The organism is Streptococcus salivarius (genome assembly GCF_009738225.1).
In the GTDB taxonomy this organism is placed as follows: domain Bacteria; phylum Bacillota; class Bacilli; order Lactobacillales; family Streptococcaceae; genus Streptococcus.
On sequence record NZ_CP018187.1, the window covers coordinates 1,633,133 to 1,645,843 of the forward strand.

Below are 12,711 nucleotides of genomic sequence, written 5' to 3' on the forward strand. Positions count from 1 at the left end.
AAAACCCAAGCATCATAAACTTGGGTTCATAATCTTATTGGTTTCAGAGGTAAGTTCCTCTATTTTTTTCTGATATGCTTGTCATTCCAAGTCTGCAATTCTTGGTAGGACTTGACTTTCCCTTCTTCCTGAGTCGGTCTAAATGCCCTAACCGGTAACTCGTAGGCATCCTGGCCTTCAGGTGCCATCCAATGGAGTAAGGTATTGAACCAGGCTTCATTGTTAATCTTGCTTGGAATGGTGTAGATCCTAGCATGTTTGGTCTTAATCGCTTCATAAGCATCCTTATGCTCTTTGGCAAAGTTGGTACTATCCATATTGAGGCTTCTGTCTTTTTCAGAAATGTAATAAAGAGCAGGCAGACTCGCAATTGGTGTTTCTGTTGGATAATCTAGATCCTTACCATTAGTTGCACCTGGCCACATTTCAAGACCAAAAGGCTCTAAAGTCTTACGCATATCAACATTGGCGTAATCCAATTCCGAGTCCAAAGTATGCGAGTTAGCTGGAATATTCATTTCCTCAATCTTTTGCGTTTTGAGATTGAGGTATTTTTTATTAGAAGCAAAATCAGCTGATGACGCACCAAAAGGCATTTGTAAGTAAGCTTGCTCATTAAGCATGAAAAGCCTTAGACTTGCCTGATTTAAATAATCTTCATCTCCAGATTTTTTAGCCAATTTCAAGAGGTCAATCTGTTTAGGTTTCTGATTTGGTTTTTCCGTGTCATACACATAGACGTTAAAGTAGTCATACTTATAAAGAGTTTCACCCTTGGCATTTTTCTTACCAGATTCACCCCCCTTGTACTCTTGAGTGACTAAGTATTGACCAGCTACCCCCACAATGTTAAACATGTTTCTATCATGACCAGGATTTGGTGTCACGAGTAAAAATTCTTTATTATCTCCGAAGGTTTTCAGGGTGATTTTGAACAAGGGATCTTCTGCATTGCTACCGGAATAGACAGTCGTACTCGATTTGCTGGATGCAGATGAACCTTTGGTAGCCTTACTGCTACTATTCACAGCAAAGAAGATAGCCGTCCCTGCGATTATAAAAAGCAATGTCACTAAGAGACCTATAAAAACAATTCTTGTGGACTTATCCCCCTTAGGTGTTGGCTTCTTTACAAACTTATTTTCCATAAATAATCTCCATTTTTAGTATTGCTTTTAGTATAGCATAGGTGGAGACTATTGATAAGGTAGATTGGCAGTCTAATAAGGTTGGATATTTTATTTTCATTTGACAAAATCTCTCGGACAGCGTACAATCAAGGCAAGTAACATTCGGAGGTAAATGGAGACATGAACAACTAAGTCTATTCACAATAAACCTGCTTTATTTGATAGATTGTTTTCATGTCTTTTTTGCGCTCTTTTTCTGTAGAAAATTTATTGGTGGTATCTGCGTTTTTTTGCATCCACACCATCACTATCTCCTAGAGGGCTTTTTAGCTAGATTCAAGACGGTTCTATCTTATAAGGTAGGACTGTTTTTTGACCTTTGATATTGTTTGAAGTAAGAACCATATTTTCCATGAAACACTATCAACAAGCACTCAGACCTAGGAGGTCCTATGATACAGATTCAACATCTAACTATTACCCATACCAAAGATTTGCGTGAACTCGTTCATGACTTAAATCTAACGATAGCTACTGGTGAAAAAGTCGCCATCATTGGGGAGGAAGGCAATGGAAAATCTAGTCTCCTTGCCCTTCTTGTCAATCCTAAAGCACATTTCGACCATCTTTCTTACGAGGGAACTATTAATAAACCAGATAGCCCTCAGGTCTATATTCCCCAACAGATTTCGGATGACTTACAATCCCTAACCCTTAACGACTACTTCTTTGCGGATACTTATGACCTAGACTATGCTACCCTCTATCGTCTGGCTGATGAACTTCATTTTGATAGTGAGCGTTTTGCTAGCAGTCAGCTTATCTCCTCTCTGTCAGGTGGCGAGAAACTCAAAATTCAACTCATCCGAGAATTAGCCCGTCCCCACGACATCATTTTTCTTGATGAGCCCTCAAACGATATGGACTTGACTACTATGACTTGGCTAAAAGATTTTATCAAACATTCTGATCAAACCATAATCTATATCTCACATGACGAGGACCTTCTAAGCCAGACGGCAGATACTATTATCCATCTGGAACTGCTTAAACGTCGTCGACAAGCCAGGACCAGTGTGGAGCACCTCGACTATGATAACTATAGCCAGCAACGCACTGATGCCTTCCAGCAACAGATACAGCAAGCGAAAACCGAGAAAAAAGCCTATGACAAAGCCATGGCCAAGCATCGCCGTATCAAACAAAATGTCCAAACTACCCTACGTAATACGCATGATAGCACGCAAGGACGATTGGTTGCCAAAAAGATGAAAGCAGTCCTCTCGCAAGAAAAACGCTACGACCGCCTTGCCCAAGATATGACACAAATGCCTGATAAAGAAGACAGTATTGAACTATTCTTCTCTCATATCACTCCTCTACCTCAGGGAAAATATCTCTTAAATCTGGATAAAAAGCAGATAAACATCGCTCCTCACCTGACCATTGACCATCTCAAACTTTCTTTGAAAGGGCAAGAAAAAATTGGTATTGTTGGAGATAACGGCTGTGGTAAATCCACTCTCTTACACTTTCTCTACCAAGAACTTAGCAAGAAGACAGACCTGACTATTGGCTACATGCCTCAACATTACAATACTATCTTGCAAAATGATTTGTCACCGATAGCGTTTTTAAGTAAGACAGGCGACAAGTCTGAACGAGAGGTTATAAGCTCCCATCTCGCCAACCTCAACTTTAGTCATGATGAAATGAGCCATGCCATTTCTGATTTATCTGGAGGACAGAAAGGAAAACTACTCCTGCTACACCTGGTCTTAGAAAGCCCTCAGCTCCTTATCTTAGATGAACCAACCAGAAATTTTTCACCCACCTCACAACCCCAAGTTCGACAGCTCTTCGAGAACTATCCAGGTGCCATTCTGACAGTCTCACATGATGTCAACTACCTCAGACAAGTCTGCCAAAAGATTTATCGCCTGGACTCACACGGTTTAAAAGAAGTTGAGATTTAAGATATCAAATCTATCGTTTTTACAAGAAAAGTCTCAAAAGAATCATTTTCTTCAGATGCAAAAGAACTCAGGCAAAACCTGAGTTCTTTTAATCTTAATCAATTTCAAGACCACCAGTATAGAGTCGGTAGTAAGTGCCACCTTGCTCCATAAGGCTGTCATGGTCACCACGTTCAATGATACGTCCATGGTCCATAACCATGATAACGTCAGAGTTAACGATGGTTGAAAGACGGTGGGCGATAACAAAGACCGTACGTCCTTCCATAAGTCGGTCCATCCCTTCTTGCACCATTTTTTCGGTACGAGAGTCAATCGAAGACGTCGCTTCATCAAGGATGAGAACCGGTGCATTAGCAAGGGCAGCACGCGCAATGGCAATCAGCTGTCGTTGACCATTAGACAAGCCTGCACCATCGTCTGTAAGAACAGTGTCGTAACCATTGTCCAGATGTTGCACAAAGGAATCCACGTTAGCAATACGAGCAGCCTCAAGAATTTCTTCACGAGTCGCATCCGCACGGCCGTAGGCAATATTTTCAGCGATAGTCCCTGTGAAGAGATGGGTATCCTGAAGCACGATACCAAGTGATCGGCGAAGAGAATCTTTTTCAATCAGCTTCACATCGATACCATCATAAGTAATCACACCAGATTGGATGTCGTAGAAACGATTAATCAAGTTGGTAATTGTCGTCTTACCAGCACCTGTCGCACCAACAAAGGCAACCTTTTGCCCCTTATCCGCATAGAGGTTAACGTCGTGAAGGATTTGTTTCTTACCATCATAAGAGAAATCAACATCTTGGAAGACCACATTTCCGACCAATTCGACCAATTCATAGTCGCCATTTGGACGTGGGTGTTTCCAAGCCCAAAGATTGGTTTTCTTGTCTGTCACAACCATTTGACCATCTACCAATTCGTAGTTGACCAAAGTGACCTTACCTTGGTCAACTTCTTCTGGTTCATCCAAAAGGTCAAAGATACGGTCTGCACCAGCAAGTGCCATAAGGACAAAGTTAAGTTGTTGAGACACCTGAGTAATAGGACCATTGAAGGAACGGTTCAATTGAAGGAAGGCCATGAGACCACCGATAGTTAAGCTACCGACACCATTTAGAGCAAATACCCCACCGACCAAGGCAGTCAAAACAAAGGAAACATTTCCTAAGTTCCCAAGAATTGGCATGAGAACATTGGCATAGCGATTGGCTAAATATGACGATTCAAAGAGTTGTTCATTAATCTTGTCAAAGTCAGCCATGCTTTCTTCTTCGTGGACGAAGGCCTTGACTACCTTTTGACCTGACATCATTTCTTCGATAAAACCATTCTCAATCCCTAGGTTCTTTTGTTGTTCACCGAAGTAACGACCTGATTTGGCTGATACATTTTTGATGACCATAAACATGATGCCTACCATGATTAGAACCACGATAAAGAGGAGAGGGCTAACCGTGAGCATGGTCACAGTCACCCCGATAAGGGTAATGGCCGTTTGTAACAACTGCGGAATAGACTGCTCAACAGCCTGACGAAGGGCATCGATGTCATTGGTATAGATAGACATGATGTCCCCGTGTTGGTGAGTGTCAAAGTAGCGAATCGGAAGCTTTTGCATACGAGCAAAAAGCTGATTACGAAGGGAACGCAGAGAATCTTGCGAAATCGTCGCCATGAGGAGGGAGGCCACATAGTTGGCAATCACACCGATAAGACAAAAGACCCCAACTGAAGTCAAGAAACGTAACAATGGTCCAAAGTCATGGCTACCAGATTTGAGCAAAGGTTGAATGTAAACGTCAACCAAGGACTGAATCGAAGCCGTCAAATTGACTGTTGCCAAAGAAGCAACAACAATGAGGACAAAAGCAATACTAAGCGAAAGTTTGTAGTCTTGCCACAAAAAGCGTAGAAGACGTGCTAGAGAGCCCCAATTAGCTTTTTTCTTATTCTGCATCTGCTACTCCTTTCCCTTGTGTTTGCATCTTGTATACTTCACGATAAATGGCATTATTAGCTATCAAGTCGTCATGAGTACCAATAGCATCGATACGACCATCATTCATAACGAGGATACGGTCTGCATCTTGAATAGATGAAATCCGTTGGCCGATGATAATTTTAGTTGTTTCCTTGAGACTCGATGCGAAACCTTGACGAATCAAACTATCTGTCTTGGTATCGACTGCCGATGTCGAATCATCCAAAATCAAGATTTTCGGATTCATGAGAAGGGCACGTGCGATACAAAGACGTTGACGTTGTCCCCCTGAGACATTGGCTCCACCACGTTCAATCTTGGTATCATAGCCATCCTTAAACTCTTGGATAAATTCATCAGCTTGGGCAATCTTACAAGCTTCAATGATTTCCTCATCTGTTGCCTGTTTATTTCCCCAACGCATATTTTCTTTAATGGTTCCTGAGAAAAGGACATTGGTTTGAAGGACCATGGCAACTTGCTTACGTAAGCTATCCAAATCATAGTCCTTAACATCATGGCCGGCAACCCTAACCTGACCTTCTTCCACATCATAAAGGCGAGGAATCAGCTGAACCAAGCTTGATTTACCCGAACCCGTTCCACCAAGGATACCAATAACTTCACCAGACTTAATATCCAAAGTGATATCTTTGAGGACATGGGTCTTGTCACCATTTTCATCCGTGTATGAGAAATCCACATGATCAAAGCTGATAGAACCATCTGCGACTTCTGTCAAGCCATTTTCAGGTGAAACAATGGTAGATTCAGTATTAAGCACTTCATTGATACGCTCTACAGAGGCCATAGAGATAGACAACATGACAAAGATCATCATGAACATCATGAGTGAGATGAGGATGGTCATGGTGTAACTGAACATGGAAGTCAATTCACCTGTAGATAGCTTGCCGACAACGATAAGATGAGCACCAAACCAAGAAATCATGAGGAAGGATGCATACATAGACAACATCATGGCTGGGTTAGACATGACAACCACACGAATGGCACGCATGAACATCTTGTAAATACGACGTGAGGCCTTCTTGAATTTGTCCGTCTCTTCCTGCTCTTTAACGTAGGATTTCACCACACGCATGTTGGTGATATTTTCCTTGATACTGTTGTTGAGGTTGTCATAAGCCTCAAACACTTGAGTAAAGAGAGGGTATACGATTTTGGTAATAATGGCCAAAACCAGTCCAAGGAAGAGTGTCACACCAACGAAAATCCAAGCCATTTCGCCATTAATCAGGAAACTTGCTGCAATGGCAAAAATCAAGTTAAGAGGTGCACGTACACAGATACGGATAATCATCTGGTAAGAGTTCTGCACGTTAGTAACATCAGTCATCATACGTGTTACCAAACCACCAGCTGAAAACTTATCGATATTTTCAAAAGAGAAGGTTTGAACCTTTTTGAAAATGGCCTGACGTAGATTCTTGGCAAATCCAGCAGAGGCAAAGGCTGCATAGCGTGCCGACTGCATACCGCAGAATAGTGATAGAAAGGCGCAGACCAGCATGAGGCCACCGTAGAGCCAAATGTTAGACATGTTGGATTGCTGGACACCTTTGTCCAAAAGATTAGCCATGACAAAGGGAATGGAAATCTCAAACATGACTTCTAGTGTCATAAAGAGGGACGCTAGGATTGAGGGTTTCTTGTATTCCTTTATCTGGGGGATAAGGGTTTGAAACATAGTTACCTCCGTTTAATTTGTTTTTCTTTTTTGATGCTTTCTTGAGTGATGGCGGACGTCAGCGACCGACTCAGTCGTTCCATGACTAGTTATCGAGCCAAAGTCTCGATAACTCCGCTTCCTATAACTGCTTCTGCAGTTATAGGAATATCATCACGGCGAAAGCATCGCTTTTGAGCAGAGCGTGCTGTCGAATCGTGAGCAACTTCGAACAAGTGCAAATAGGTTCAGGATGACCCCTACCACGGCGAAAAATATCGCCTGCCCTGAGCAGAGCGTGTTTCAGGCATTGATAGATATAAGCTAGTCCTGTAATCCATCACGGTGAAAGCATCATTTTTGAGCAGAGCATACTGTCGGAAAGCTACTCTTAACGCTCATCCTTTATCTATAAAAGAACGGTTATACCCTTTTGAGAGCACACAAAAGCCCCTGAGGGCAGACCCTAGGGATGCTTTCGTTCTTATATATACGTCATTAGTATAGGCTAATTTGATTTAAATTGCAAGAGAAATAACATTTTACATAAAAATCGGTGGATATTTTACAATTTTTGCATATAATAGAGCTAAAAAGCAACTGGTTTTAAGAATTCTTATCTAAAACATTCGGAAATTCCCCTTAACCGTAGCGGAAAGTTGTTTTCTTCTCCTATTTATAATAGACTATCACTAACATTAGATGAAAAGGTGACTCTATGACTATAAATCAACTGCTTCAAAAGCTGGAGCCTACTAGCCCTATCCTTCAAGCTAACTTTGGAATTGAACGCGAAAGTCTTCGTGTCGATAGACAGGGAAAATTAGCACATACGCCTCACCCTTCCTGCCTAGGAGCTCGAAGTTTCCACCCTTATATTCAAACAGATTTTTGTGAGTTTCAGATGGAGCTCATCACACCAGTTGCTAAATCGACTACTGAGGCTCGTCGTTTTCTTGGAGCCATTACCGATGTAGCTGGACGTTCCATTAGTAAAGATGAACTTCTTTGGCCCTTATCTATGCCACCTCGCATCAAGGCCCAAGAAATCCAAGTTGCCCAACTGGAAAATGAATTTGAACGCCATTATCGTAACTACCTGGCCGAAAAATACGGAACTAAACTACAAGCCATCTCAGGTATCCACTATAATATGGAACTAGGGAAAGATTTGGTTGAGGCCCTATTCCAAGAAAGTGACCAGATTGATATAATTGCTTTCAAAAACGCCCTCTATCTTAAGCTGGCTCAGAACTATTTGCGCTATCGTTGGGTGATTACCTATCTCTTTGGTGCTGCACCTGTTGCTGAGCAAGGCTTCTTCGACCAAGAAGTGCCAAAACCCGTGCGTTCCTTCCGAAACAGCGACCATGGTTATGTCAATAAGGAAGAAATCCAAGTATCCTTTTCAAGCCTAGAGGACTATGTCTCTGCCATCGAAAACTATATCGAACAAGGTGATTTGATTGCGGAGAAAGAATTTTACTCAGCTGTTCGTTTCCGTGGACAAAAGGTTAATCGCTCCTTCCTTGATAAGGGAATCACCTACCTGGAATTCCGTAACTTCGACCTCAACCCCTTTGAGCGTATCGGTATTAGCCAAAATACCATGGATACCGTACACCTACTCCTTCTAGCCTTCCTCTGGCTGGATGCCCCTGAAAATGTTGATCAGGCTCTGGCTCAAGGTCGCGCGCTGAATGAAAAAATTGCCCTCTCTCATCCTTTAGAACCTCTACCTTCTGAAGCTGAAACTCAGAATATTACGTCAGCTCTAGACCAACTGGTGCAACATTTTGGGCTTAGTGACTATCATCAAGGTCTGGTCAAACAAGTTAAAGATGCCTTTGCAGATCCTAGTCAGACACTAGCAGCCCAACTTCTTCCTCATATCAAAGACAAGTCCCTTGCTGACTTTGCCCTTGACAAGGCTCTTGCCTATCATGATTACGACTGGACTGCCCACTATGCCCTTAAGGGTTATGAGGAAATTGAACTTTCTACCCAGATGCTGCTCTTTGATGCCATTCAAAAAGGGCTTCATTTTGAAATCCTAGATGAGCAGGATCAATTCCTTAAACTCTGGCATAAAGATCATGTTGAGTACGTCAAAAATGGTAACATGACCTCAAAAGACAACTATGTAGTTCCTCTTGCCATGGCTAATAAAACCGTGACCAAAAAAATCCTAGATGATGCTGGCTTCCCTGTCCCTGCCGGCGACGAATTTACCAGTCTAGAACAAGGTCTAGCCTACTATCCTCTTATCAAGGGCAAGCAAATTGTGGTTAAACCAAAATCAACCAACTTCGGTCTGGGCATTTCCATTTTCCAAGAGCCTGCCAGTCTTGATAACTATAAGAAAGCTCTCGAAATTGCCTTTGCAGAAGATACAGCTGTTCTTGTTGAAGAATTTATCCCAGGAACTGAATACCGTTTCTTCATTCTGGACGGGCGTTGTGAGGCTGTTCTCCTTCGTGTCGCTGCCAATGTTGTCGGTGATGGCAAACACACCATTCGTGAATTAGTCGCTCAGAAAAATGCCAATCCATTGAGAGGCCGTGATCACCGCTCACCGCTGGAAATCATTGAGCTAGGAGACATTGAACAATTGATGTTGACTCAGCAAGGTTATGCACCTGATGATATTCTCCCAGAAGGGAAAAAGGTCAATCTCCGCCGTAACTCCAACATCTCTACGGGTGGTGACTCTATTGATGCCACTGAGACCATGGATTCATCCTATCAAGAATTAGCTGCAGCTATGGCGACTAGCATGGGGGCCTGGGCTTGCGGGGTTGACCTCATCATTCCAGATAAAACTCAGCCTGCTAGCAAGGAAAAACCTCATTGCACTTGTATCGAGCTCAACTTCAATCCCTCTATGTATATGCACACCTATTGTGCTGAAGGTCCTGGACAAGCTATCACTCCAAAAATCCTAGACAAGCTTTTTCCAGAAGTTACCACAAGGTAAACCTAAAACCTAATTCTTAGGAACAAACAAATCACCTTTATCTCGAGATAAAGGTGATTTTGCTTTATTAACCAAACTCTCCTGCTTCTTCCTCAGGATGCGTTTCCATGTACTGGATGTGTTGTATATAGGCATCTTGAGCCTGATTGAAGGCTTCCTGATCACTATATGGATAATCTATGTAAAAGAGATCCCGCCAGCCATTAAAGGTTTGGCTATTGTAAAAACCTTGAATCTTAGTTGGAAGGAAATCCTTGTTGTAGCTGATCCGCAGCTTAAGCAAGGTCTTATCCTGAAACTGAGTGATGATACTGTTGGAGGTTTCTTGACCTTCTAGACTAGACCAAACGTTATTCAGAACGATGTCCTGACTATAGTGATTAGCCTTGATGCGATTTTTGTCCACTGGGAGCTTCTGGGTAGCCTCTAAAAGGTAGGACAGCTCTCCTTGAAAATAAGCCTCAATGGTTAAATCCCCAAGACTGGAGCCATATAATAGGCCATCCTTAATAGCAATGTTTGATCCAAAAAGTCTTTGGCCAGCTACATCAAAGGACATCCCCTCATCCTGTCCGTAGAGCTTAATGGCATAAGCATCCCTTACTCGATAGAAATTCTTAGCGACAAGGACACTATCAAGGTTTTCAGTCTTTTTTGTCTCCACCTTGGGGCTTGTAGGTTTCTTGGTAAAAGCTGTCAAACCCATTAAGCACAAGATGAGAGCGAATATAATCAAGGTAAGCATTGTAGACCTGGAGCCGGTCTTCAGCTTTAACTTGTCTCCATGTTTCAAGGTCTTTCAAGCCTCCTTTTTTAACAATATCAGCATAGCGCCCACCATTTAAGACATTCTTGGCATTTTTCCACTTTTTAACCATCTTGCGTCTAATCGCATTGTCGGCAGGGTGACGAACGTCGAGATAGGTATGGCTATTATTGAGATAGGCTGGTAAGTCAGCATTTAATCCCTTAGATAGGCCGTAGTTAGCAGAGTCCGTATCAGCAATGTCAGCACCATCTTCAACCTTGTAATGCTTAGGATTAGAGTCGATACTACCGTCTTTCCTTTTCTTGTAGACATTCCACTCAGAAACAAATTTCCCTGTATCCATATTGACAATAAATTCAATAAAACGGGAATTGCTGACACCGTAAGGTCCCATGACACTGGTCTGAGGTAGCTGGATTTTCATATTTTGCGGATAGGTGAAATCACCCAAGCTTCGGTTATGGTAAGAAGCACCTGTAGTATAATCCAACTTAATCTTCTTGTCCTTGCTGTAAGCCAGAAGCTTGTCAAAATCCGTCTTGCCCTTGTAGTTGGTCCTAATATAGTCCATGGACTGCTTATCAATCCAAGACCTAAAAAGGTGGAGCTTGATACCTAACTCATCTACTCCAAGCCCTAGATCCGTCTGATAGGTCTCCATAATAGCCTCACGGAAGTAACTGTAAAAAGGACTGGTTGGCTCTAGCTTCTTGGAAAATTTATAACCTGACTTCCCTAACTGGAGGAACTGGTACTTATCCACATAAACCTGCATGTGCTCCATAACCAAATTGAGCTTGTCGTGATTAGGCAGTTGAGAAGCTTGGAAAAAGGCCGTATAGGTATCCGAGCCCACTTCCTTACTTTCTTGATCAATTTCTTGCAGAACCTTTTCCAACTGGTTCAAAGAAGTCTTCTTCATCTTACTTCTGACCTGAGCCACATAGGCCGGTTTAATGCCTTGATCCCAGTGATCACGAGATATAATGGCATCTGCCTTTTGCGAAATTAAGGTCAACCGTTTCTGATAAGACTCGTCCTCCAAGGCTAGCTTCAAAGCCTTTGATGGCGTCGCTTGAACCACAGATAAATCACCGTAGATATCAGACTTTAGGACAAGATTTACCTGCATATCATAGGAATGATTGATATGGAGAACGAGGTGAATCTTTCCATCTTCCTTCCTAACAGACAAAGAATCGAGTTGATAGGATTGGATAACTCCAGCCTGACTAAGGGCCAGTCTATCTAGGTTTTCTAAAGAATCCTGATAGATATAGGAAATCTCAGGGTCTTTGACCTTCTTTACCAGAGAGTGATTTCGCTGTCTGTTGAAAACCACAAGACCAAGTATAAGGATTACAGCCAGGGCACTTGCCAGATACTGTAAAATTACTTTCTTCATAGTACTTCTATTATAGCATAGGACGACAAAATATTCTGAAAACGATTGGCAAACGCTGAAAACAAATGAAAAAAAGGTCGACTAAGACCTGTTTGGTTTGATTGTTTAAAAATCACTCAAGCGACGATGTTTAATACTGAAGTCAAAATAAGCATTTTCCTGAAGTTTGCGGAATATTTCTCTGTAGGCTTCTTCGTCAAAGTGATCTCCACGATAGAGAATCTCAAAACTCAAGCCCTCATATTCCAAGAAAGCATTGGACGTCTTGAAACCATTACGCTTATAGAAATCCCAACGTGCCTCACGTTGCTCAGGATTGTCATTTGGTTCATCCAAGCGCTCTACTTCCAAGACCATAGACCGAGATGGTCCATAAAAGTCCACCAATTTATCAATAATCTCACTTCCGTAGCCATGACTCCGCATTTGAGGAACGATGGCAAAGAAACTCACATAAAAAACTTTGGCATTGTAGAGAACTGAGGCAAACCCAACAAAATCATCCTCGTCATAAAAGGCAAAGAAATGATAATCATCACGACCATCCAATTGTAAAAACTCACTTAATGGAATACGTTCTTCTTCTGGAAAAGCCTCGTTGTTTAAGCGCTCTACCCTATCTAATTCTGGAAACTCCTTAGTAATTAATTGGCTGCGTAAACCCATGTATTTCCCCCCTTTTTGATGCTTATACCTATAGGTTATTATAACACCTTGATAAGCAAGTGCAAGTTTCAAGAGCTAAGATAGATCTGCAGATAAACTTCTCCTGCCAAT

Annotated in this window: 8 protein-coding genes; 2 read left to right on the forward strand and 6 right to left on the reverse strand. The window is 42.1% G+C overall.

Annotation, left to right across the window (positions count from 1 at the left end; translation table 11 throughout):
* Positions 1-59 precede the first annotated feature (59 nt).
* Entirely contained in the window at positions 60-1,148 is a 1,089-nt protein-coding gene (locus tag BSR19_RS07365; RefSeq protein ID WP_156246922.1) for a hypothetical protein, read from the reverse strand.
* A gap of 434 nt (positions 1,149-1,582) precedes the next feature.
* On the opposite strand from BSR19_RS07365, the gene BSR19_RS07370 reads away from it, so the two are divergent.
* Positions 1,583-3,106 carry an ATP-binding cassette domain-containing protein gene (locus tag BSR19_RS07370; protein ID WP_156246923.1) on the forward strand — a complete coding sequence of 508 codons (1,524 nt, stop codon included), beginning with the start codon at positions 1,583-1,585 and terminating at the stop codon, positions 3,104-3,106.
* A gap of 94 nt (positions 3,107-3,200) precedes the next feature.
* Here BSR19_RS07370 and BSR19_RS07375 read toward each other — a convergent pair whose 3' ends face one another.
* Together BSR19_RS07375 and BSR19_RS07380 are read right to left on the reverse strand one after the other, a co-directional pair.
* Positions 3,201-5,069, reverse strand: a complete 1,869-nt coding sequence (locus tag BSR19_RS07375) for an ABC transporter ATP-binding protein (RefSeq protein WP_156246924.1) — start codon at positions 5,067-5,069, stop codon at positions 3,201-3,203.
* Positions 5,059-6,804 carry an ABC transporter ATP-binding protein gene (locus BSR19_RS07380; RefSeq protein WP_156246925.1) on the reverse strand — a complete coding sequence of 582 codons (1,746 nt, stop codon included), beginning with the start codon at positions 6,802-6,804 and terminating at the stop codon, positions 5,059-5,061. Before BSR19_RS07380 ends, BSR19_RS07375 begins: the two co-directional genes overlap by 11 nt.
* A gap of 697 nt (positions 6,805-7,501) precedes the next feature.
* On the opposite strand from BSR19_RS07380, the gene gshAB reads away from it, so the two are divergent.
* Entirely contained in the window at positions 7,502-9,760 is a 2,259-nt protein-coding gene (gene gshAB / locus BSR19_RS07385) for a bifunctional glutamate--cysteine ligase GshA/glutathione synthetase GshB (RefSeq protein ID WP_156246926.1), read from the forward strand.
* Between the two features lie 67 nt (positions 9,761-9,827).
* On the opposite strand, the gene BSR19_RS07390 is transcribed toward gshAB, so the two are convergent.
* The 3 genes from BSR19_RS07390 to BSR19_RS07400 all read right to left on the reverse strand — a co-directional run bounded on the left by BSR19_RS07390 (position 9,828) and on the right by BSR19_RS07400 (position 12,600).
* The gene (locus BSR19_RS07390; RefSeq protein ID WP_156247091.1) at positions 9,828-10,424 is read right to left on the reverse strand and encodes a hypothetical protein; all 597 of its coding nucleotides are present in this window, start codon (positions 10,422-10,424) and stop codon (positions 9,828-9,830) included.
* Positions 10,405-11,934, reverse strand: coding sequence for a DUF1310 family protein (locus BSR19_RS07395; RefSeq protein ID WP_156246927.1), 1,530 nt, complete (start codon positions 11,932-11,934; stop codon positions 10,405-10,407). Before BSR19_RS07395 ends, BSR19_RS07390 begins: the two co-directional genes overlap by 20 nt.
* A gap of 105 nt (positions 11,935-12,039) precedes the next feature.
* Entirely contained in the window at positions 12,040-12,600 is a 561-nt protein-coding gene (locus BSR19_RS07400; protein WP_156246928.1) for a GNAT family N-acetyltransferase, read from the reverse strand.
* Positions 12,601-12,711: the final 111 nt, after the last annotated feature.